The following is a 20,517-nucleotide window of genomic DNA, read 5'->3' on the forward strand; positions in this document are numbered from 1 at the left end:
TGTAGTTAGCAAGTTTACCCTTACCCATGTTCAAGGAGACGACAATGAAAAAAGCAATTATGCTACTTACCGCCGTTGGAGCGGCTACCCTATTAAGTGCTTGTAGTGCAGAGCACGGCACTACTATGTGTACCACAGCACCGCAGTCTGAATGGCAAAATCAAGAGGCATTTCAAGCACAGCTGGTTGCCCAGGGTTATAAAATTAATGAGTTTAAAGTTACCGATGGCAACTGCTACGAAATTTATGGTTTCAACAAAGACGAAAGCAAAGTAGAAATTTACTTTAACCCAGTCGATGGCAGCATTGTGAAAGAAGAAAGTCACTAACGTAAATACGTTGTACGACACCTTCAAAAGCGCCACAATGATGCATTGCGGCGCTTTTTACGTTTTAAAGAACAGATCATGACAGACCAAAACGAACATCCCAACACCAAGAGCAACGATATCACCATCTGGGATCGTATTGTACGGCTATGCCACTGGATGTTAGTGGCCTGTTTCGTAACCAACTACTTTATTGTCGAGCCTGGTCGCCTTTATCACGAAATAGCGGGTTATACTGCTGTGTCGTTTATTTTTCTGCGCCTTATTTGGGGCTTCACTCGCCCAATAACTAACTATGCGAGCTTTCGCACGGTTAACCTTCATATTCGTGAATTCAAACAACATATTCAGCATTTAAAGCAACGTGATGTGCCAGCGCAACACGGTCATAATCCCTTTGGGTGGTTAATGATTTTTGCGGTCATTATTTTGTTTTTAGGGTTGGGCGTGACAGGCTTTACTATGGAGGAAGTAGACGCGTTTTTCGGAAACAGTACGTTGGAGTGGATCCACGGCACATTTGCTGATGTGTTATACGCCTGTGTGCTAATTCATGTAGCAGCAGTATTTTTTGTGCAGTACAAAGGCCGCGTTCAATTACTTCGTCCCATGCTCGTTGGAAAACGCAAAGTAGCTAAAAAGAATAGCTAATAAAGTAGTGAACAAGAGACACCAAAACCAACCTTGATACGAGAGAATCTTAAAACAGTGAACTACCCAGCGACATCGCTTCTGATCACTGGGCTTCTACAGTCTAGCTTTGAGCTAAGCTGCTTCTCTTTTCTCAGATCCACAATCCAACTTCGATAGCTCGAAGACTTTCATTTTAATGGAATATTTCTGCTGAGATGTAGGCTTTAAAACCTTTGCGACGATTCCCGCCGTAATTAAATCTAATTCACCTGTTCGAGCTATACTTTTAGCTGCTGAGAGGTCGCGGTTTTGATATGTTCCGCAAGACAAGCAGGTGAAATATCTATCGTTCAATGATAATACATGACGCTGACCGCATTCTGAGCAAATCCCAGTGGATTTTTCAAAGCGACCAATTTCGTGATAGAGCTTACCCTCAAGCTCGGCCTTATATTTTGAAAGCTGAGTGATTAACCCCATCACATTATCAACAACCATGCTGCCATTGAACTTTTGCATCGCTGCTACATTCAGATCTTCAAAACACGCTATATCAGTTTCATTGATTATCTGTCGTGATACTTTGTGCGCAAAGTCGAGTCTTTGCCTTGAGATTTTGCCGTGCAATTTATTGATGCGTTGTTTTGTTTTTTGCCAGCGATTTGAACCTTTGGTTCGGCGAGCAAGCTGGCGTTGCAATTGATTTAATTTCTCTTTTGAGTGTTTTAAAAATTTAGGGTTGTCGGCCACAAAACCGTTAGAACCTACCACCGTTTGTTTTGAGTTGATGTCAAAGCCAGTGAGCGTTTCCAATACTTGTTTAGCGGTTTTACACTCAACTTCCTGAGTGATACTGCACTCCCATTTTCCGTGACGATACTGGACAGTCACTGTTTTAATATTACTGACCAACTCACGATGCAAAACGATTGGCACTTTGCCAACTTTTGGGATGCTAATAGCACCATCTTCGATTCGAATGCAATTGGAGTTATTGACAGCTCGGAACGAGTCATTGTGAAGCTTCTTTTTCTTGTAGGATATTTTATGCTTTGGAAACCGCTGCAAACGACCTTTTGAAAACGCATTCTTCATCGCCGTTTCTAAGTCACGAGCGACTTGCTGGCCTGCCGCTGAATCAAACGCTTTAATCCACTCAAATTCCTCGAATGGCTTTATTTCCTTAAGGAGAGAAGCCATGTCTTTGTAAAACAGGAATGTTTTATCGTATTCATATCGACGCCTATTTTCAGACAACAACAGATTCCAAATGCCACGCGCTGTAGCGCCAAACTCAATGAGTTTAGCTTCTTGAACTGGCGTAGGATTTAGCCTGTAATTGTATCTGAGCGTCTTTTTCATATACTGTACAGACTACTGTATAAGAACGGATTGTCAAGATGGAATATGAGACTAAATCTCACTGTAAATATCTAATAGCACTTCATTTAATTCTGGTAGTTAAATACAGAAAACCTTTACTAAATGGAAGACTAGGTGAGTTTGTCAAGAAAACAGTTTTCGATGTTTCTCTATCTTCTGACTTTAGGATCGAAGAGGTTGAGATAGACAAGGATCACATTCATATGGTGATTACAATCGGCACTCGATATTCAGTAGGTCAGCACGCAAGGAGGATTAAACAAGTTACAACAATTAAAATCTGGAAATCATTTCCTTATCTCAAAAACCAATTTTGGAAAGAGAAAACATTTTGGTCTGATGGATACTTTGTGTGTTCTGTAGGAAATGCAAGTGCAGAGACAATACGAAAATATATTCAAGAGCAGGGGTTGTGACACCGATTCATCCCCGCGACATCACTTCGTTCTGATCACGGGGTTTTCTCGGTGAGCTTCGATAAAGCTCTTTAACTGTCTGACGGACGTTTCGCCGCTCTCACGGCTTTAGGATGCATCAATGTTTCCAATTCATCGAGGTACGCAGCAATTTTCTGATGCTGTGCTTTATCGTTAGTCACCGCATTGTGCAGCCAATGATAGGCCTCTTCATAGTCATACGGGCTACCGTATCCGGCCAAAAATAACTCAACCAGCTGAATTTGAGCTTTTAAACTTTTAAGGGCTGCCGCTTCGCGCAAATACACAACAGCGCGCTCTTTGTCCTCTTGCACAAGGGTGCCATTTTTATAGTATCGGCCAAGTTGCTCTAAAGCAGCAGGTAAGCCTTGATTGGCGGCATCTTCCATGTAGCCAATGCCACGTACAGGCGCCTCGTCAACACACACTCCCCACGCTAGCATGTCACCCCATAAAAACTGATAAGCAGGCACTTTTAGCACATCAGCACGAGCTTCGATATCTTGAACTAGCTGGCAGCGGTCGGCTACAACTTTATCTAGGTGCGTATTCGCATTTATCATGTCTATCAGCGCATCTTGACTGTAAAGCTGAACAGCGCGAATTTCCTCAATTGTCTCGCCTTCTAAAGCGAAGGCGTGAGTAGATAACCCTAGAAGAGACAGGGTGAAAATAAGTGCAGTAAAAAGACGTTGTTTCATAGTGACAGATTCTAACAATGCAAAACCAAGCGTATTTACGTTATCGTCCGTGGGCCAAATATCTTAACAATATCTCACTAACAATATCTCACTAACAATATCTTGATAAGAGCAATACGTCGTTCAACGAGCACACCCACAAGCAGTTGCATAGGTGCGCCTTAATTGCGCATTAGAGATAGAACTAATGACCGCCCTTCTGCGCACACAGGGCCGACTGAATATGACGAGCGTGATCGGCTACATCAATGCCTAAATCGGTAAGATACCCGCCGTCTGGCAATGTAATGAGACCTTTTGAATATAATCTGGAAGCGGCGTTAACCATAGATTGACTTGCGTCGTGGTGAATTTTTAGACCTTGTAGCAGGCTATTGTCTGGGAATTTAAGTAACAGATTTAACTCGTCGAGCATGTCCTGATCGAATGTTGTCATGAAGCCACCTTAGGCAAAGGATTGAAAGTCATAGCGCTTTATCGCTTTAGTAGTTATAGCGCTATTTCCTATATCACACACAATTAATTGCGCTGTCCAGATCATTTTCTCGAAATTAAACCTTTAATCTTCGAATTCATGCCGTGAACTGATCGGACTTTATCTCGAAATAGTATACTCTTGCCATAACATAAGTTCGTGGATGCACCAGCCCTAATGAAGTATAAAGATTTACGCGACTTTATTCGCCAGCTAGAGAGTAAAGGTGAATTGGTTCGCATTAGTCAGCCAATTGATACCGACCTTGAAATGACCGAAATTGCCGATCGCACATTACGTGCTGGCGGCCCGGCGCTACTGTTCGAGAACCCTAAAAATCACTCCATGCCAGTGTTAGCAAATTTATTTGGCACGCCTCAGCGTGTGGCCATGGGTATGGGGCAAGACTCAGTAGAAGCATTAAGAGAAGTGGGTAAGCTTTTAGCCTATTTGAAAGAGCCAGAACCACCAAAGGGCTTAAAAGATTTATGGCAAAAGCTACCGGTGTTTAAGCAGGTTTTGAACATGCCGGCCAAAGTTGTCAAAAAGGCTCCCTGTCAGGAAGTAGTGTTAACCGGCGATGACGTAGACTTGTCAAAAATTCCGGTACAGCGATGCTGGCCCGGTGATGCAGCACCGCTAGTTACTTGGGGACTTAGCGTTACCCGTGGACCACACAAAAAGCGTCAAAACCTAGGTATTTACCGTCAGCAGGTTATTGCTAAAAACAAGCTTATTATGCGCTGGCTTTCACATCGCGGCGGAGCACTGGATTTTCGTGAATGGTGTCAGACACACCCCGGCGAACCTTATCCAGTGTCGGTGGCGCTAGGCGCAGATCCGGCTACGATATTAGGCGCAGTAACGCCTGTTCCCGATACATTGTCGGAATATGCCTTTGCAGGCTTGTTACGCGGCGACAAAACTGAGGTCGTTTCCTCAATAAGTAACGATTTGCAAGTGCCTGCAAGCGCCGAAATAGTGTTAGAAGGCTATATCGCGCAAGACGAAACGGCCCCGGAAGGCCCCTATGGCGATCATACTGGTTACTATAACGAAGTTGACGAATTTCCAGTATTTACCGTAACGCATATCACTCATAGAAAAGATCCTATTTACCATTCAACCTACACTGGTCGCCCACCCGATGAACCAGCCATACTAGGCGTAGCACTTAACGAAGTGTTTGTACCTATCTTGCAGAAGCAATTTCCGGAAATTGTCGATTTCTATCTGCCGCCTGAAGGGTGTTCCTACCGGATGGCAGTTGTTACTATGAAGAAGCAATACCCAGGTCACGCCAAGCGCGTTATGATGGGAGTATGGTCATTTTTACGTCAATTCATGTACACCAAGTTCGTTATTGTTTGCGACGACGATGTAAATGCTCGCGACTGGAATGATGTGATATGGGCTATTACCACGCGAATGGACCCTGCCCGCGATACCGTAATGATAGAAAACACGCCTATCGATTACTTGGATTTTGCCTCGCCGGTATCTGGTCTAGGTTCAAAAATGGGTATGGATGCGACCAATAAAATGCCCGGCGAGACCGACCGTGAATGGGGCGAACCCATTGTTATGGACGAAGCCGTTAAAAAGCGAATTGATGATATTTGGGATGAACTTGGTATTATGAAGTAACCAAATAGAGCGTTATTAAAGATAACGCTTCAGAGGCGACACGCTAAACCAAAAAGGGTAAGAAAAATTACATGCCACAAATTAAATGCAAGGTTGCAAGCATTACGCCTTTAACCGATGTAGTACAAAAAATTGAACTCACGTTGCCAGAAGCAGTAGCGTTTAAAGCAGGCCAGTACGCCATGGTTGTCATGGGCGAAAAAGACATGCGACCGTTTTCCATCGCCAATGCCGCTTACGACAATAACCGTATAGAGTTGCACATCGGCGCCGAGCCAGGCAATAGCTATGCAGGTGACGTATTAGCCCGTATGCAAAGCGATGGTGAAATTACGCTCAGCCTTGGCCATGGAGATGCGTACTTACAAAGCAATGGGCTTCCAATGGTACTTATTGCAGGCGGTACCGGTTTCTCGTACACCTACTCAATTTTAAAAGAGCACCTAAAAAGCGGAGACACCACGCCACTCACTCTTTACTGGGGTGGTAAACATGCGGAAGACCTTTACTTAGCCGACGAATTGAGTGAATTGGCGGCGGCTAACGAACATTTTACGTTTGTGCCCGTGGTAGAGTTTGCTAACGACGACTGGACTGGCAGAACGGGATGGGTTCACCATGCAGCCATGGCTGATCATGCCGACTTCTCTGGCGTTCAAGTTTACGTTGCAGGCCGATTCGAAATGGCAAAAGTAGTTCGTGACGATTTTACGCAGCGCGGTTTAAAGAAAGAGAATTTATTTGGCGATGCATTCGCGTTTATTTAGGCTGACCTGATAGGCGAATACCATGCCGTTGGATCTGAACTTTGCCGTTGTATCTGAACTTTAGGGTTAATATCCGAAAATTCATTCTGAGAGTCGCTTCGTCACAGTAAGCAGTAATCAGCTTGCAAATCTACATAACGCAAATAATTTGCGCCGATAATTACTTATTGGCGTTTTTTGTTTTCCCCACCCACCTTTTAAACCTGTTTTAGTTTTAACTGTTTTAGTTTTAACATTGCTCAGATGTGAACTTTTGCGATAAGCGACCGCATAGTAGGTTTACTCCAATTGTGACCCACCACCGTATTCGTTATGGTTAAGAAATAAACATTGGAGAAAATAATGATAAAAAACTACCCCAGTAAAATAAAAAACCTCACCGTATTTACCTCGGCACTAGCGATCAGCAGCCTCTTTCCCATCTCTGCTATAGCGCAAAGCGAACAAAAGCAGGCGCTTCACGATATTGCAAATAGCATTTCTGCCACCAATATTGAAAATGACATTACTACGCTGGTAAATTTTGGAACCCGCCATACCTTATCTGAAACAGAGTCTGATACTCGCGGTATCGGTGCGGCCCGCCGCTGGATAAAGTCTGAGTTTGAAAAAATTTCGGCAGAATGCGGCGGTTGTCTAGAGGTGTACTTTCAATCGAAAACCATTAGCGGTGAAAAGCGCATTCCTGATCCCGTAGACGTAGTAAGTGTAATTGCTGTGCAGCGCGGTACTACCGACCCAGACCGTTACGTCATTATGTCTGGCGATATCGATTCTCGCGTATCTGACGTAATGGATTTCACCTCAGATTCTCCTGGCGCCAATGATAATGCATCTGGCGTAGCGGGCACATTAGAGGCGGCCCGTGTTCTATCTAATTACAAGTTCAACGGCACCATTGTGTATGCGGCGTTAGCAGGCGAAGAGCAAGGGCTGTTCGGCGGACGCATCATGGCCAACCAAGCCAAAGAAGATGGCTGGCGCATTAAAGCGGTACTGAACAACGATATGATTGGCAATATTGAAGGCATTAACGGTGTAATTAACAATACTACCGCCCGTATATTTGCCGAGGGCACAAGAGTGACCGAGACCGACGCTGAAGCAAGGCGCCGCCGCTTCACGGGCGGAGAGGTAGATTCACCAAGTAGAAATCTAGCTCGCTATATCGACAAAATAGCCGACCAATACATTGAAAACCTCGACACCATGGTAGTGTATAGATTAGACAGGTTCGGCCGTGGCGGTCATCATCGCCCGTTTAATGACTTGGGCTACCCAGGCATTCGAATTATGGAAACCAACGAAAATTATACCCGCCAGCATCAAGACTTACGTGAAGAAGATGGCATTAAATATGGCGACACGCTAGATGGGGTGAACTTTGATTATGCCGCTAAGCTTACGGGTTTAAACGCGGTTTCACTTGCCTCTATGGCATGGGCACCAAACCCACCGGCTAATGTTTCAATTAAGGGTGCGGTTCAACCTTCAACAACGTTAATGTGGGATGCCCTAGACGAACAACAAAACCCGCAGTTGAAAGGCTATAAGGTATATTGGCGTCATACCGATGCTCCGCAGTGGGAGTACAGCAAGTTTGTTGGGAATGTGAACCAAGCCACACTAGATAACATTGTTATTGATAACTACTTCTTCGGTGTTGCCAGTGTCAACAACGATGGCGTAGAAAGCGTTGTGGTTTACCCTGGCCCTGCAGGTAGCTTCGGCGAATAATTGCCCTGCATCTATTACGCCGAGCATGTATTACGCCGAGCATGTGCTGTACTCGGCGTTTTTTCTGCTACTTATTAAAAGGTAAATGGCTCTATACGCTCTACACAAGACAGTTCTGGCGCACACATTACCAGGGGTGTTAATTGTCATTAATATATCCTGTGTGGAATAAACCATATAACTACCCTAAAGTGTATAAAGAACTATAAATAATGCGTGAAGCATAAGCTTCACTAAATGTGTCACTGTGAGGAGAGAATTAACTTGCTTATAAAGCGTGTTAGTCGTTTTACGTTCACCGCCCTTGTTTGCTTTTTTAGCACCGCTCTTTTTAGCGTGTCAGTAGTGTCTCAAACAAATTCGCTCACGCTTGCTGCAACTCCTTTTGAAACCTATGTTAACGACGATGGTGAGCCTGCCAGAATTAACGAGCTGGTTTTAGCTGCCTTTTCTCAAACCGAAACAGATGTAAAAGTAAAAGTTATGCGCCAAGCCTTTTTAGGCAGTTCTGTTCGTTCAGGAAAAGTAGACGGTGAATACGCCTATGTCGATATGGGCCAGAGCTTGGGCAACGTATTAACATCAGAAGTGTTTTTACCTCTTTACCTCTATGCCGCGAGTAAGGATGCCGATGTTGAAAACATAAAGATTTTTCAGCATCTAAAGCGTAACCGTGTAGCGGTTGAAAATCGTTTTGCCAACACGCCTAACTTTAGACTGCTGAAAGATATAAAGTGGTCTAGAAATCCGTCGACATTTGATGCTTTTCGCCAACTCGCCGACGACAGAGCCCCATACCTGGTGACCTCAGAGTTATTAATACGAGAATTTAATACGCTACTTGCCAACGATAGCGAAGAAACACTGCACTTTTCTTCTCAACCGCTCATTAAAAGCGGGTTTCAACTGGCAATACGAGACGATGTTGCTAACGCAAAAGAGATTATTGCTAAATTTAATGCTGCTATCTCTGCTATGCAAAAAAGCGGAGAATACAACACACTGTTGGGCATTAGTTGGCTACGCAAAGACATCAATAACGATGGAATTGCAGACTATATTGGTCACACCGACATTACCCGCGAAACCAGCTTACTTAAAACAGCCTATCGCCTTGATAACACACCCACGTCTGACAAAAGCCTGTTTGTCATTAACGGAGAGACCTTTTCTTCAAAAGCGCTAGCAGATGAAAAGCTTTCTAGTGCAAGCGCTGAGGTAGAAGAGCGAATATCTCTACTCGACGCCACAACCTACGAAACCTTACTGCAGCGCTGGTAGTGCCAAAAGGGCTCTCGGCAAACAGAGCCAACCTACATATACATTTCCAAAATGGTAAGCAACTCTTCGCCGTCTACAGGCTTAGATACATAATTATTAAACCCGGCCTTAAGCGCTTTTACCCTATCCGACGTGTAGGCATATGCCGTTAACGCCACCGCATTAAGTGAAGATATCTGACTAAACTCGCTAGAGCGAATTTTGAGCATTAACCCTAAACCGTCCAACTCCGGCATGCCAATATCAGAAAGCAGTAAATCGAACGCCTCTGGCATTTCGTTTATTTCTTTCCATGCCAGCAGGCCGTTTTTGACTACATTCACCCTAGCCCCGTTTGATTCGAGGAAAAGCTTAATAAAATCGCGGGCATCTTTCTCATCTTCGGCCACTAAAATACGCAGGCCGTTTAAACGGTAAGACGGTGTTAAGTCACTTATTTCGGTGTTTTTAGTTTCAATAATTTCATCAAACACATTTAACGGCGCAATAGGCAAAGATACAAAGAAAGTTGTGCCCGTATTAGGGCCATTGCTCTCTGCACGAATTTCTCCGCCGTGCATTTCTACCAAGCTCTTTACAATAGAAAGCCCAAGACCTAAGCCATTTTTGTTGTGCTCGTTCTTGCCTTGATAAAAGCGTTCAAAGACATGGGAGATCTGTTCTTGCGTCATGCCTTTGCCATTATCTTTTACCTTAAACAGGTAGTTTGAATGTTCACGCTTTCCTCGAATATGCACTGTTCCGCCCTTAGAGGTAAACTTAAGGGCATTACTCAATAGGTTGTTGATAACCTGCTTAATACGTAAATTATCGCCTAAAATCTGCGTATGTTCGTCTTCGCAGTTAATCGATAGCTGAATATTCTTACTTGCGAACCCAGCTTCAAACGACTTGGCTACTTCGGAAATAGAATGAGTTATCTTTAAAGAATGAGTACTGAGCTTCATCGTACCCGAGATAATGCGAGATAAATCAAGGATGTCGTTTATTAATGCCGCCTGAGTAGATGCAGCCCGCTTGATAACCCCTAACGCATCTTTCATTCTATCTACGTTGTCTAAATCCATTAGCGCTAAATCTGTCCAACCCACAATAGAATTGAGTGGTGAACGCAGTTCGTGAGAAATGCTGGCCAGAAACTGATCTTTGGCCTTATCAAGCTCTTCGAGCTTGTTGATTTGTTTATCAAGAGACGCTTTTAAACTCAAGGCATAAGGAATAAAGAGGTGATCGAAGCCTTCAATAATTAACTTATCATCTTCAGTCCAATCTACAGATTCATCTGCCACACTTTGTAAATACAACTCGAAAGAATTTCGAGGCGTTAATGATTTAAGCTGATCCTGCTTAGCCGCGTCACGTCCGGCCCAGCGAATCGTTTTATCTCGCTGCTCTCTAAACCATACCGTGTAGTAACCTAACTTTGCCGACACGCAAGATATGTACATCCCGCGAATACCGTTGAGGTTGCAAGAATCTGTCACCTGTTCTGCTAAGCGATTTAACGTAACCGACTGTTCTGAGTTTGGAATAGCAAACTTGTCTAGGAGCTTCATTAATGTGGATTCTGATGGCGTTTTTCCCACAAAGTAATTACTCGATGGTGTAACAACCGCCATGCCGCATGCATCAGCCACCTGCAGTAGGTCTTTTTCCTTTTGCTTAATCGCTTCAAGCGGGTTGGAGTAAGACGTTAGCTGATGAACAATGTTATTTAATGAACGCTGGCGATTTTGAAAATGCTCCTTTTTTTCGTGAAGCGTTTTAGTATGTAACTGCCATGCGTATAGATGTCCTAATGATTCACACACTAAGCGCTTTTTCTGATCTACGTATATAGGCTTTTTACTATGGCACGCTAACAAGCCCCACAGTTTGCCTTCAAACACTAGACTTACAGAAAAAGATGAGCGTACTCCCATATTTTTAAGATACGTAATGTGGGTGGGTGAAACTGAGCGCACCATTGACATTGAAAGGTCGAGGGGCGGCCGTTCAGAGTCTTCAATACGGGGCAAAAGTGGAATTACTGGCTCATCAACATCGAACACGCAGCGAACGCGATTCAGCAAATAAAGCTCTCTGGCCTGCTGTGGAATATCGGAGGCTGGAAATTTAAGCCCCTTAAAAGATTTACCCTCAGATTCCGTTGCCTCACCGATAACTTCACCGCAATGGTCTTCGTCGAATTGGTAAACCATAACGGCATCAAAACCAACATAGTCTTGAAAATATCGCGCTATGGCATCTGCCACATCGCCTATAGAGTCACTGTCATCCACGTCGGGCAACAAAGCGCGTAAGTCCATATCCATGGGCACCCACTGCTGCGCTGCTTCGTAACTTAATTGCGGAGTGGGCTCTAATTCGATAACCAGTAAACCATTTGATTCGTACGCTACGCCACTTCCCTCTTTTTCCCAGTCCTCAAGCCACAGCGCATTTTCTGCGAACTGCCACTGGTAAGCATGACGCACCTTGCCGCCTTGTACCGCTTCAAAGATGGTTTTAAAAGTGTGAGCTTCCGGATTGGGGATAGTAAAAAGCTCAGTAATAAGCGTTTCCCCGGGAACAATGTCTACTTTGAATAGTTCTCGAATATTACTGCTTACCACTTGAATGGTTTTATCTGCAGGATTGAGGGCAATCACATAACCGAAACTTTGAACACTTTCGATAAGGTGGATGGGTTCGTCTTCACAATTCTTCATTAATTGTGGTGAAGCTTGACTCATAGTGGAAACCTTTTTTCTGATACACCACTACCTAGCAAGAGATGAGGTGTCATTCAGGCGCAATGAGTAAGCCCCTGAAAGAATAACTAATCGGACATGTTAAAGGTTATGCCGCCAATAATCACTTTTTTGCGCCGCATTTACTATGGAATACCATGAAAGCACAAAATAATTGGATGAACTGACTGTTCAAACGGTTCGGTGCATTTATAAGAGCCTTTTACATAGTATCTACTATAGTTGACGGCTTTAGAAATAGGCAGGCAATAACGCTACCAAAACTTAATCCCAGTGTTATAAGAACAAATGCCTGAACAGCGTCCATCGATAGTATATGGCCGAAAAAGGTCACTAAATACGCGCCGGCAGCAGCACCAGACAAATGGAAAAAGCCTACTAATGCGGCTAAAAAGCCTGCTGAAGTGCCTGAAAAACCCAGCATAATGGTTACACTGCAAGGCATGGCTATACCAACAAAGAAGAATGTGAAGTAGCTGAAGAAAAGTATTATGTCTAGTCCATTTTTCCCAAATAAAAATACCAGCATAGAGATGAGGATCGACAAGCACAATATGGTCAAGCCAGACAGTCTAAATTTTTGTAGGCTAGTCTGATTAGGCAACTTTATATTGACTATGCTACCAGCCACAAAGGCCAGCGTTGCGAACAACGAATAAACCGAAAAAAGAGTTTTGCTAAGTTCATGCCTCTCCATCACCATAGACGGCGCGATGGTGATAAAGCAGAAAACAATGCCATACAATAATCCACTTGCTACTCCTACCAAGAAAATGTGCGCAAAACATGTTTTCAACAATCTAAGGGTTTCGCCTAGAACATTGGCAGAAATCGAGGTTGTGTGGCGTGAGATTGTTGAAGCAGTAGACAAAAGCATTGCCAGCGCGGCCATTCCTATTAACAAAACGAAGTAAAAAATCGAAGGAATTCCTAGTTGCTCACCAATAATAGTGCCCAAAAGAGGGGCTATCGCGGGCGCAACAGCAAACGCGATGTTCGTGATTGACAGTGATACATTGAGCTGCGTTTCATTGAAAATCTGTCTCGATAAGCCCCGTGAAACTGAAACACCAACACCGCCACCAAGCCCCTGAACTATTCGACCTATAAGAAAGGCAGATTCTGAATCGGCCAGCGCAATCCAGACAGTACCCACCATAAATACGAGTATGCCGAACAGCAAAAAAAGTTGCTTGTTTATGTAGTCGCAAAGAATGCCAGACAACAATTGCGACACTGAAAACGCAATGAGAAAAATAGCGACGCTTTTTTCAATAAGTCCTACGCTGCTGTTGTACACATTAGCTAGATCGTGGAAAAAAGGTGTGTAGATACTGGTAGAAACTTGCCCTAGTACCGAGAGTATTGTGAAGGTTGCTGTTACTAAATAAAAGGCTCGCGGGGACATTTGCTTGGCGTTTTTTTGTGACGTTGCCAATCTCATACCGAAGCTATCCAAAGTGCTGAAAACGTAATATATCCTACGCTACCGCTTTCATATTACAGTTTAAATGCATTCCTCCAAAGCCAAGACCTAAGTGTCTTTATGAAATCATATTTAATGTTGAAAAAGATTGATCTGCATCAAATGGAGTATTAAACTTTCAGTAATTTCTGAAACTTCAATAGGCGCAAAAAAATGAAGATGACACCTCTTATTACATCAGCTGTTATGCACTTTGGTGAGATGGGAAGCCGCTGGGGCTTTAACAGAACAGTTGGTCAAATTTTGGCGCTTATTGTGCTAAACGATGAGCCCATTTCAGCACAGGAAATTGCTGATGCACTAAATATCTCTCGAGGAAACACCAGTATGGGGCTAAAAGAGCTTCAATCTTGGCGGTTGATCAAACAGCACCTTGTGCCAGGTGAGCGTAAAGAATTTTTCATTCCTGCTGGCGATATTTGGACTTTGGCAAATAGGGTGTTTGAAGAAAGGCGTAAGCGCGAAATAGACCCCACATTAAGCTTACTGCGCGATCTTTTACTCGATGAGCCTGCCAACGGCACAGAAGTTGGTGCGCAAGAAAAACTAAGTGAAATACACGATTTATTGGAATCCATTACGGCATGGTCTGAGGAATTACAAAACCTTGGCCCTGAAAAATTAAACACGCTGATGAAACTCGGTTCAGGCGTTGGCCGTATGCTAGAGCTTAAGGACAAGATTTTACCGGGTAAAAACAGTGTTAATTAGGGAGACCCTCCGTGGATGTATTCTTGCTGTCTCGTTTACAATTTGCTCTAAATATTAGTTTTCATATTTTATTTCCAACCATCACCATGGCTATGGGTTGGTTTCTTTTCTACTTTAAACTACGTTCGAACACCTCAGGCCATCCAGTGTGGATGCGTATGTACCGATTTTGGGTGCGGGTTTTTGCCCTGAGCTTTGCATTAGGCGTAGTCAGCGGCGTTACCATGTCTTTTCAGTTCGGGACTAACTGGCCCGGATTTATGGAAAAAGTGGGGAACGTGGCGGGCCCGTTACTGGGCTACGAAGTGCTTACGGCCTTTTTCTTAGAAGCCACGTTTTTGGGCATAATGCTATTTGGCATTCGCCGTGTGCCTAACTGGCTACATACTACCTCAACACTTATTGTGGCTCTTGGCACCACTACGTCTGCCTTTTGGATTTTAGCGCTCAATAGCTGGATGCAAACACCGCAAGGTTTTGAGGTTGTCGATGGGGTGGTATACGCCATAAACTGGAAGGAGATTATCTTTAATCCGTCTTTCCCCTACCGTTTTGTTCATATGATGCTAGCGTCTGGATTGACAGCCAGTTTTCTGATTGCAGGGCTCTCTGCTTACAGAATGCTAAAAGGCGATGACAAACTAGCGCCAAAACTAGCACTTAAAACCGCCACATACACTGCGGCAGTGCTTATCCCGCTGCAAATATTTGCAGGTGATATGCATGGATTGAACACACTTGAACATCAGCCGCAAAAAGTAGCTGCTATGGAAGGATTGTGGGAAACCACTGAAGGCGCTCCGCTACTGCTATTCGCCATTCCCGATGAGGATAATAAGGAGAATCACTTCGAAATACCTATTCCGTATGCAGCAAGCCTTATTCTTACTCACGACTTGAAGGGTGAGCTGAAAGGTCTTAACGAGTTTGAGGGGGAACACCCGCCTGTAGCACCTGTATTTTACGGCTTTAGGGTAATGGTAGGAATGGGAATGCTCATGCTTGCAGTGTCTTGGCTAGGCAGTATTTATTTAATGCGAAACCGCGCGTTTCCGTTATGGCTCAAGCGCACGTTTGTGGGTATGGCGTTCAGCGGTTGGGTAGCCACCCTTGCGGGCTGGTATGTCACAGAAATTGGTCGCCAGCCTTATTTGGTAAGTGGTGTGCTAAAAACAGCGGATGCTGTCACTCAGCTACCACCAAGCAATGTGGCAATGTCGTTCACACTTTATGCGGTCATCTATACAGGGTTGCTTATTGCCTATATCAGTACGTTAATGCTGATGTGTCGTCGCGCCGTGGAGATTGAAGAAATCACCACAGAGGAACGAGAAGTCGCAAAGGCTAAAATCAAACCCAACAATACCAACCCGGTAGCGGTGTAAGGAGCTATGATGTTTGAAAATGTATCTCCACAAATGCTCGGCAACATATACGTGGGCCTGCTGGGGCTATCTATTCTGCTTTACGCCATATTAGATGGGTATGATTTAGGTGTAGGTGTATTAATTCCGCCACGTACTGAAGCATTTAGAGACGATATGATCGCGTCTATTGGGCCCTACTGGGACGCAAACGAAACCTGGCTGGTATTGGCAGTAGGTCTGTTGCTGATTGCTTTTCCCGAGGCGCACAGCAAAGTGCTGCAAGCACTGTATCTTCCGGCAACATTTATGCTGCTTGGTCTAATTTTACGAGGTGTTGCCTTTGATTTTAGGGCGAAGGTAGTGCAGGTACAAAAGCGTAAGTGGGATTTAGTCTTTAAGTACGGCTCTTTACTTACCACTCTTGCACAAGGCTATATGCTGGGTATTTATGTGACTGGATTACGCACAGATATATGGGCACAGGCATTCGCGCTGCTGGCTGCACTAGGTGTAACTGCTGCTTACGCCTTTATTGGCTCTTGCTGGCTTATTCTTAAATCTGAAGGAGCGCTGCAGGAAAAAGCGTATTACTGGGCTAAACGTGGTTTGGGCATACTGGCGGCCGGCATAATTGCGGTAAGCATAGCCAATCTTACGCTTCATACAGAAATAAGAGAGCTGTGGCTGTCGGCACCTTGGGGCATTATGCTATTTGCCATACCCGCTACCTGCTTTGCTCTGCTTGCGCTGTGCGGCGTGTTACTAAAAAAACTGCCTGAGGGCAACGGAAAAGGCGAGTGGCTACCGTTCTTTATCGCGCTATTAGTCTTTCTGCTGAGCTTTGCGGCTTTCGCTATAAGCTATTATCCGTTTATTATTCCGGGGCAAATGACCATATCGGATGCATTAAGTGATGCAAGTTCGCTGCGGTTTTTACTGGTTGGCGTGGTAATTGTAGTGCCTGTAATTTTGGCCTACACCCTTATGGTGTATAAGATCTTTTCTGGGAAATCGCAGAAATTATCGTATTACTAGGGCGTGTGAAAAGTGCAAAACGGGGAGCTATTAGCTCCCCATTTTTTTTTGCTGCTGTAACACGCTCTCTTTATATGAGGGTGTTATAAATCGGGCTGTTACAAGTGAGTAAGCGGAACGGCAGTTGTATATTTAATCTGCTCCATTGCGAAACTCGATGTTACATCTGAAAAACCAATACCGTTTACCAATCGCTTATAAAAATGATCGAAGCTCGCCATGTCGGTTACCAGCACTTTTAACAGGTAATCATACTCGCCTGACATTCGGTAACACTCAACGACTTCGTCAAAAGACGACGCGTGGTTAGCAAAATTTGACAGCCATTTGCCATCGTGACTCCCTGCTTTTACCTGCACAAACACGGTCATGGTAAGGCCTAAAGTTTGCGCCTGTAACAATGCAACGCGACGAGAAATGATTCCGCTTGTTTCTAACTTTTGTATTCTGCGCCAGCACGGGGTTGAGGTTAGCCCAACCTGCTCCGCTATTTGCGCTACTGGCGTTTCTGCGTCTTGCTGTAAAATACTTAAAATAGTGCGGTCGACTGCGTCTATAGAGATATCTTTCATGGCTTTTACTTACAATCCTACTGCGTATTTACCGCTTATCGCCGCCCGCTTATAACCACCAAGGCTTGGAAAAATCGATATTTTCTTTGGCCAGTTCATACTGATAAGGCGGAGTAAAAGGCGACCAAAAGCCCTCTTGCAATGATTTATCAACTATTTCAAACTTTCCTGACTGCTCATATTCTTTGAGCACATTAAAGTATGCCTCTACCGGCATCTGCGGGTTCGATTGTCGAAAAACTACTTTGCCACCGAGTGCGTTATACATGTGCTTTTCTGTTAGGTAGATCATAACCTGGCGCTGTGCTATTTCATCGCTAGACGTCTTGCTACCCGAGGCTCCGCCCGAATTACTTGGGCTGCTATTCGAGCTAGTGTTTGCGCTATCACTATTAGCAGTAGCCTGCTCTGGCTTGACTGTCGAGCTTGCGAATTTCTCTTTAAATTTTTCTACCAAAGCCTGGTCAACGGTGATGTTGTGCTGTGTAGCATAATCATCCAAAACACCTTCGATAATTTGCTCAGACAATTCAGTAAGGCTTGCTAACGCCAGCATGCCGTTAAATTCGCCGCGACTACTTGCCTGCTTTTGCATGGTGGCCAGTACGTCTTCGCTTGGCGTAATGTCGTCCATAATTATTGGTTTACCGAACAGTGTTGCCACCACTGTGGTGTCTTTTTCTGCGCTTGATACGCTTCCAGCACTTTCTGTTGAAGTCGTCTGCGCAATACCTTGAATGCTAAATACAACCAATATTGATAAAGTAAGCGCACTTGCTACACGAATAAACATAGTGAATACCCTAATGACCGAGAGTAAAGAATAACTCTGTAAATGAGTGATTAGTAAAACACTTTACGCCACAACATAGCAACACATACTCGTTAATAGCGATATATTGAAAGTGCGATTCAGCGAGTGATTCTAATTTCCACGCTAACTGGTGGAGGGGCAAATAGACCGTGGTTTTATAAAGCAGGAAATTAAAAGGGATAGTGCGGGAAATGAAAGAAAAACGGCGGTCATAATGACCGCCGTTTTTGAATTTCTTAGATAGCTTGCACGTTAGCAGCTTGAAGACCTTTTTGACCTTCTTCAACTTCAAATTCTACGCGCTGACCTTCTGGAAGAGTTTTGTAACCTTCAGAGATAATTGCACGGAAATGAACGAAAACGTCCTTGCCGCCATTATCTTGAGTAAGAAAACCATAACCTTTATCAGCGTTAAACCACTTAACGGTGCCTGTAACTTTAGACATGTCGTATAGACCTCAAATATCGTAATAAATTGCGCAAAAAAGCGCGTGTAACTGTGTTTCTGTTGGTCTTTAAATTGGCGGAGCATTGAGGCTTACTTACGAATGGACTAACAACAAACACAAATTACAAGGTAACTCGAGCGTTATAACAGGTAGCAACATATAGCAAATAACACAAATCTCGTCTATTTAAAGACTTTGGCAAACAGCCAAAGCCACTATAACACTGTTGGGAACAATTAACATACTAATTAATTGCTTATTAACGACTTTCATAAAAACTTCATTATTTAAAAGCCGTTTTTCGCGTTTATTTACGGCTGTTTCTCCATGAAAAAAACCAGAAAATAGTTCCGATCAATCCACTTATTGCAGGGAAATACCACGATATATCATAGATTGGTAATATTGCAGAGAGCAGAATAAAGGTACCACCAACCACCGAAAAGTGAGTGGTCTGAGTAGTTCGTTTTTGCTCTTCTAGCATTAAAGCACTGGCTTTTTGCTGCTGTAACGGCATGCGTTTTATATGCTGCAAGCTGTCATACAACAAGTCTGGCATTTCAGGCAGTTTTTCCGACCAAAAAGGTAAGTTAGCTTTTACCTTACCCATCATGGCAGAAAACCCGATTTGTTCTTTCATCCAGTTTTCTAAAAATGGTTTCGCGGTTTTCCACAAATCAAGCTGAGGATATAGCTGCCTTCCTAGCCCTTCAACATAAAGCAACGTTTTTTGCAGCAGTACAAGCTGTGGCTGTACAACCATGTCGAAACGTCTTGCGGTGTTAAACAATTGCAGCAACACGTTGCCAAAAGAGATTTCCGCCAGTGGCTTTTGGAAAATAGGCTCGCATACCGTGCGGATAGCCATCTCAAACTCATCGATATTTGTGTCTTGCGGCACCCAACCCGAGTCTGCATGTAGTTGGGCTACCTTGCGATAGTCTCGATTAAAGAAAGCGATAAAGTTTTCGGCGAGATAGCGCTTATCTTCTTTATTGAGTGTGCCAACAATGCCAAAGTCGATGGCAATATACTTAGGGTTATCTGGATGGGAGGGAGAAACAAAAATGTTCCCCGGATGCATGTCTGCATGGAAAAAGCTATCGCGAAAAACCTGCGTAAAGAAGACCTCTACCCCTCGCTCGGCAAGCTTTTTAAGGTTGGTATTTTGCGATATCAAAGCATCTAAATTTGAAATAGGTATGCCGTAAATACGCTCCATTACAAGCACATTGTGCCGGCAGTAATCGCTGTAAATGGTTGGAACGTAGAGCGCTTCCGAGCCCTCAAAATTTCTGCCTAATTGAATGCCGTTGGCAGACTCTCGCAACAGATCGAGCTCATCAACAATGGTCTTACGATATTCAACGACCACCTCAACAGGACGTAAGCGACGCCCGTCAGGAAGCCAACGCTGAATAATATTTGCAAAACTAAACAGCAGTTCCATATCCGCTACAATGGTGTCGCGAATATCCGGGCGCAGCACTTTAACCACTACATCTTCATTATTCGCCTTTAATTTTGCAGCATGTACTTGAGCAATGGATGCAGACGCTAGTGGCTCCTCTTCAAATTCGCTGAACAGTTCACTTAGCGAAGTAAGCCCTAACGATGACTTAATAATGGCTTGTGCATCTTCAGACGGGAACGGCGGCACTTTATCTTGCAAACGTGCTAGTTCATTCGCAATGGCCGGCGAAAGGAGATCTCGACGGGTAGACAGCATTTGGCCGAATTTTATAAATACCGGGCCTAAGCTCTGCAGCGCAAGCGTAATGCGCTCTCCCTGCGACTTACCTTTGTGTTTATTGCGCACCCAAAAAATACTGTGGCGCAATAGTCTGGCATACCAAGGCAGCCACTTTGCCGGAATAAGCTCATCGAGACCATGCTCAAGCAGCACCCGGTTAATCTTGTATAGCCTAACAATTCGCATG

Annotated in this window: 19 protein-coding genes; 10 read left to right on the forward strand and 9 right to left on the reverse strand. The window is 44.1% G+C overall.

What is annotated here, in order from left to right; genetic code table 11:
- Positions 1 to 44 precede the first annotated feature (44 nt).
- Positions 45 to 329, forward strand: a complete 285-nt coding sequence (locus CW735_RS17260; protein ID WP_071980733.1) for a PepSY domain-containing protein — start codon at positions 45 to 47, stop codon at positions 327 to 329.
- A 78-nt stretch (positions 330 to 407) separates the two neighbouring features.
- Positions 408 to 980, forward strand: coding sequence for a cytochrome b/b6 domain-containing protein (locus tag CW735_RS17265; RefSeq protein ID WP_083595321.1), 573 nt, complete (start codon positions 408 to 410; stop codon positions 978 to 980).
- Between the two features lie 114 nt (positions 981 to 1,094).
- On the opposite strand, the gene CW735_RS17270 is transcribed toward CW735_RS17265, so the two are convergent.
- The gene (locus CW735_RS17270) at positions 1,095 to 2,324 is read right to left on the reverse strand and encodes an RNA-guided endonuclease InsQ/TnpB family protein (RefSeq protein ID WP_100971421.1); all 1,230 of its coding nucleotides are present in this window, start codon (positions 2,322 to 2,324) and stop codon (positions 1,095 to 1,097) included.
- Positions 2,325 to 2,362: 38 nt separating this feature from the next.
- Here CW735_RS17270 and tnpA point away from each other — a divergent pair, with 38 nt between their 5' ends.
- Positions 2,363 to 2,761 carry an IS200/IS605 family transposase gene (gene tnpA, locus CW735_RS17275; RefSeq protein WP_100971419.1) on the forward strand — a complete coding sequence of 133 codons (399 nt, stop codon included), beginning with the start codon at positions 2,363 to 2,365 and terminating at the stop codon, positions 2,759 to 2,761.
- Between the two features lie 71 nt (positions 2,762 to 2,832).
- Here tnpA and CW735_RS17280 read toward each other — a convergent pair whose 3' ends face one another.
- Both CW735_RS17280 and CW735_RS17285 read right to left on the reverse strand, forming a co-directional pair.
- Complete coding sequence (locus CW735_RS17280) at positions 2,833 to 3,483, reverse strand: tetratricopeptide repeat protein (protein WP_071980734.1); 651 nt, start codon at positions 3,481 to 3,483, stop codon at positions 2,833 to 2,835.
- Between the two features lie 184 nt (positions 3,484 to 3,667).
- Complete coding sequence (locus CW735_RS17285; RefSeq protein ID WP_071980735.1) at positions 3,668 to 3,919, reverse strand: TIGR02647 family protein; 252 nt, start codon at positions 3,917 to 3,919, stop codon at positions 3,668 to 3,670.
- 216 nt (positions 3,920 to 4,135) lie between these two features.
- On the opposite strand from CW735_RS17285, the gene ubiD reads away from it, so the two are divergent.
- The 4 genes from ubiD to CW735_RS17305 all read left to right on the forward strand — a co-directional run bounded on the left by ubiD (position 4,136) and on the right by CW735_RS17305 (position 9,390).
- Positions 4,136 to 5,605 (forward strand): 4-hydroxy-3-polyprenylbenzoate decarboxylase, encoded by a 1,470-nt coding sequence (gene ubiD / locus CW735_RS17290; RefSeq protein WP_071980736.1) that lies wholly within the window; start codon positions 4,136 to 4,138, stop codon positions 5,603 to 5,605.
- Between the two features lie 71 nt (positions 5,606 to 5,676).
- A complete protein-coding gene (gene fre, locus CW735_RS17295; protein ID WP_071980737.1) occupies positions 5,677 to 6,372 on the forward strand; it encodes an NAD(P)H-flavin reductase in 696 nt (231 codons plus the stop codon).
- A 342-nt stretch (positions 6,373 to 6,714) separates the two neighbouring features.
- A complete protein-coding gene (locus CW735_RS17300; protein ID WP_083595322.1) occupies positions 6,715 to 8,109 on the forward strand; it encodes a M28 family metallopeptidase in 1,395 nt (464 codons plus the stop codon).
- 345 nt (positions 8,110 to 8,454) lie between these two features.
- Complete coding sequence (locus tag CW735_RS17305) at positions 8,455 to 9,390, forward strand: substrate-binding periplasmic protein (protein ID WP_232230516.1); 936 nt, start codon at positions 8,455 to 8,457, stop codon at positions 9,388 to 9,390.
- A gap of 32 nt (positions 9,391 to 9,422) precedes the next feature.
- Here the strand turns inward: CW735_RS17305 and CW735_RS17310 are convergent, their stop codons facing one another.
- Both CW735_RS17310 and CW735_RS17315 read right to left on the reverse strand, forming a co-directional pair.
- On the reverse strand, positions 9,423 to 12,125 hold the full coding sequence (locus CW735_RS17310; protein WP_071980738.1) for an ATP-binding protein: 2,703 nt from the start codon (positions 12,123 to 12,125) through the stop codon (positions 9,423 to 9,425).
- A 220-nt stretch (positions 12,126 to 12,345) separates the two neighbouring features.
- On the reverse strand, positions 12,346 to 13,587 hold the full coding sequence (locus CW735_RS17315; RefSeq protein ID WP_232368317.1) for an MFS transporter: 1,242 nt from the start codon (positions 13,585 to 13,587) through the stop codon (positions 12,346 to 12,348).
- A 195-nt stretch (positions 13,588 to 13,782) separates the two neighbouring features.
- Between CW735_RS17315 and CW735_RS17320 the strand changes: the two genes are divergently transcribed.
- From CW735_RS17320 to CW735_RS17330, 3 genes are read left to right on the forward strand one after another with little or no spacing between them, the layout of a single operon-like run.
- Positions 13,783 to 14,340: a GbsR/MarR family transcriptional regulator gene (locus CW735_RS17320; RefSeq protein WP_071980740.1), complete on the forward strand. Its 558-nt coding sequence runs from the start codon at positions 13,783 to 13,785 to the stop codon at positions 14,338 to 14,340.
- Positions 14,341 to 14,351: 11 nt separating this feature from the next.
- Positions 14,352 to 15,725 (forward strand): cytochrome ubiquinol oxidase subunit I, encoded by a 1,374-nt coding sequence (locus tag CW735_RS17325; RefSeq protein ID WP_100973022.1) that lies wholly within the window; start codon positions 14,352 to 14,354, stop codon positions 15,723 to 15,725.
- Between the two features lie 9 nt (positions 15,726 to 15,734).
- Positions 15,735 to 16,742 carry a cytochrome d ubiquinol oxidase subunit II gene (locus CW735_RS17330; protein ID WP_071980742.1) on the forward strand — a complete coding sequence of 336 codons (1,008 nt, stop codon included), beginning with the start codon at positions 15,735 to 15,737 and terminating at the stop codon, positions 16,740 to 16,742.
- Between the two features lie 98 nt (positions 16,743 to 16,840).
- Here CW735_RS17330 and CW735_RS17335 read toward each other — a convergent pair whose 3' ends face one another.
- The 4 genes from CW735_RS17335 to ubiB form a co-directional block, all read right to left on the reverse strand.
- Entirely contained in the window at positions 16,841 to 17,314 is a 474-nt protein-coding gene (locus tag CW735_RS17335; RefSeq protein ID WP_198520983.1) for an Lrp/AsnC family transcriptional regulator, read from the reverse strand.
- Positions 17,315 to 17,363: 49 nt separating this feature from the next.
- Complete coding sequence (locus tag CW735_RS17340) at positions 17,364 to 18,107, reverse strand: hypothetical protein (RefSeq protein WP_071980743.1); 744 nt, start codon at positions 18,105 to 18,107, stop codon at positions 17,364 to 17,366.
- Between the two features lie 257 nt (positions 18,108 to 18,364).
- Entirely contained in the window at positions 18,365 to 18,574 is a 210-nt protein-coding gene (gene cspE / locus CW735_RS17345; protein ID WP_032094913.1) for a transcription antiterminator/RNA stability regulator CspE, read from the reverse strand.
- Positions 18,575 to 18,884: 310 nt separating this feature from the next.
- Entirely contained in the window at positions 18,885 to 20,516 is a 1,632-nt protein-coding gene (ubiB, locus tag CW735_RS17350) for a ubiquinone biosynthesis regulatory protein kinase UbiB (RefSeq protein ID WP_071980744.1), read from the reverse strand.
- Position 20,517: the final 1 nt, after the last annotated feature.

The sequence above is a fragment of the Alteromonas sp. MB-3u-76 genome (genome assembly GCF_002831605.1).
GTDB lineage: Bacteria > Pseudomonadota > Gammaproteobacteria > Enterobacterales > Alteromonadaceae > Alteromonas > Alteromonas hispanica.

Coding starts and splice junctions, on each gene's coding strand:
- CW735_RS17260 (WP_071980733.1), top strand. CDS start 45: ATGAAAAAAGCAATTATGCTACTTACCGCCGTTGGAGCGGCTACCCTA.
- CW735_RS17265 (WP_083595321.1), top strand. CDS start 408: ATGACAGACCAAAACGAACATCCCAACACCAAGAGCAACGATATCACC.
- CW735_RS17270 (WP_100971421.1), bottom strand. CDS start 2,324: ATGAAAAAGACGCTCAGATACAATTACAGGCTAAATCCTACGCCAGTT.
- tnpA (WP_100971419.1), top strand. CDS start 2,363: ATGGAATATGAGACTAAATCTCACTGTAAATATCTAATAGCACTTCAT.
- CW735_RS17280 (WP_071980734.1), bottom strand. CDS start 3,483: ATGAAACAACGTCTTTTTACTGCACTTATTTTCACCCTGTCTCTTCTA.
- CW735_RS17285 (WP_071980735.1), bottom strand. CDS start 3,919: ATGACAACATTCGATCAGGACATGCTCGACGAGTTAAATCTGTTACTT.
- ubiD (WP_071980736.1), top strand. CDS start 4,136: ATGAAGTATAAAGATTTACGCGACTTTATTCGCCAGCTAGAGAGTAAA.
- fre (WP_071980737.1), top strand. CDS start 5,677: ATGCCACAAATTAAATGCAAGGTTGCAAGCATTACGCCTTTAACCGAT.
- CW735_RS17300 (WP_083595322.1), top strand. CDS start 6,715: ATGATAAAAAACTACCCCAGTAAAATAAAAAACCTCACCGTATTTACC.
- CW735_RS17310 (WP_071980738.1), bottom strand. CDS start 12,125: ATGAGTCAAGCTTCACCACAATTAATGAAGAATTGTGAAGACGAACCC.
- CW735_RS17315 (WP_232368317.1), bottom strand. CDS start 13,587: ATGAGATTGGCAACGTCACAAAAAAACGCCAAGCAAATGTCCCCGCGA.
- CW735_RS17320 (WP_071980740.1), top strand. CDS start 13,783: ATGAAGATGACACCTCTTATTACATCAGCTGTTATGCACTTTGGTGAG.
- CW735_RS17330 (WP_071980742.1), top strand. CDS start 15,735: ATGTTTGAAAATGTATCTCCACAAATGCTCGGCAACATATACGTGGGC.
- CW735_RS17335 (WP_198520983.1), bottom strand. CDS start 17,314: ATGAAAGATATCTCTATAGACGCAGTCGACCGCACTATTTTAAGTATT.
- CW735_RS17340 (WP_071980743.1), bottom strand. CDS start 18,107: ATGTTTATTCGTGTAGCAAGTGCGCTTACTTTATCAATATTGGTTGTA.
- cspE (WP_032094913.1), bottom strand. CDS start 18,574: ATGTCTAAAGTTACAGGCACCGTTAAGTGGTTTAACGCTGATAAAGGT.
- ubiB (WP_071980744.1), bottom strand. CDS start 20,516: ATGCGAATTGTTAGGCTATACAAGATTAACCGGGTGCTGCTTGAGCAT.